This window comes from Burkholderia stagnalis, from assembly GCF_902830275.1.
Lineage (GTDB): Bacteria > Pseudomonadota > Gammaproteobacteria > Burkholderiales > Burkholderiaceae > Burkholderia > Burkholderia stagnalis.
Map to the genome: position 1 here is coordinate 1 of NZ_CADESW010000063.1, position 1430 is coordinate 1430.

A 1430-nucleotide genomic window follows, 5' to 3' on the forward strand; every position below is an offset into this window, starting at 1 on the left:
GGAGAATTGAAATGAACGCGTCCCACCCGTGAATGTGAGTGCGGAGGAAGAGGTGGATCCTCACGGGCCAACGGCATCGATGTGCCCAGGTGGAAAATGCACGCATTTCCCGGCAACCGGAGGATCCACGATGAACAGTATGGCCGTAGGCGTGGACATCGCCAAGCACGTTTTCCAGGTGCATTACGTCGATCAGGAAAGCGGAGAGATCGTGAACAAGCCGCTCAAGCGGGCCAAGTTTCTTGAGCACTTCGCCAACCGTACGCCCTGTCTGATCGGGATGGAAGCATGTGGCGGAGCGCACCACTGGGCGCGGCAACTGACGAAGATGGGGCACGAGGTCAGGCTGATGCCGGCCGAGTTCGTGAAGGCGTTCAACATCCGCAACAAGAACGATGCGGCGGATGCCCGTGCGATCTGGCTGGCGGTGCAGCAGCCGGGCAAGCCGGTGGCAGTGAAGAGCGAGATGCAGCAGGCCATGCTGGCGCTGCACCGGCTGCGCGAGCAGTTGGTGAAGTTCCGGACGATGCAGAGCAACGGACTGCGTGGGTTGCTGACGGAATACGGTGAGGTGATGAGCAAGGGGCGAGCCAAGCTGGATAAGGAGATACCGGCTGCGCTTGAGCGGATCGCGGAGCGTCTACCTGCCGTGCTGATCGATACGTTGCGCGAACAGTGGAACGGCCTGGCGAAGCTCGACGGGCAGATCGCCGAGATCGAGCGGCGCATGCGCGAGTGGAAGAAGGCGGATGCGGCCGTAAAAGCGGTCAGCGAGATTCCCGGAGTCGGGCTGCTGACGGCCACGGCCGCGGTGGCCATGATGGGCGATCCGAAGGCATTCAGCTCAGGCCGGGAGTTCGCCGCCTGGGCGGGCCTGGTGCCCAAACAGACCGGCACGGGCGGCAAGGTGAACCTGCACGGGATCAGCAAACGCGGTGACACGTATTTGCGCACGCTGCTGATTCACGGCGCGCGCTCCGTGTTGAGTCATGCGAAAGAACCCGGTCCTTGGGTCGAGCAGATGAAAAAGCGGCGGCCGCCGAATGTCGTGATCGTCGCGCTGGCCAACAAGATGGCGCGGACGATCTGGGCGGTGCTCGCCCATGGGAGACCGTACCGGAAGGACTACGTGAGCGTGAAACCGGCCTGATTGGTTCATGCGCAGTAGAACATCAACGTTTAACACAGGGTGAACGTCGAAAGGTTGCGCAGCAATCGAGTGTGATGACAAACCAGGTAGGACCGGGACTCGCTAAACCTGAATGGGTTGGAGAGCTTCGAGCTCGCCCGGAGAATGAGGTGCGAGTCAGCGTATTTCATAGGGGCCCGCAGCGGCAGTACCGGCTGCAACAAGGCCGGATATAGAGCTGCTGCCCATCCTGTCTGTCGTAACACACGAGAACTGTTGCAAACGGGACGCGTTCATATAG

General features: G+C 61.1%; 1 protein-coding gene. It reads left to right on the forward strand.

Going from position 1 to position 1430, the window contains the following annotated elements:
- Positions 1-130 precede the first annotated feature (130 nt).
- Positions 131-1150: an IS110 family RNA-guided transposase gene (locus tag HWY45_RS36195; RefSeq protein ID WP_059805445.1), complete on the forward strand. Its 1020-nt coding sequence runs from the start codon at positions 131-133 to the stop codon at positions 1148-1150.
- The last annotated feature ends 280 nt before the right edge of the window (positions 1151-1430 follow it).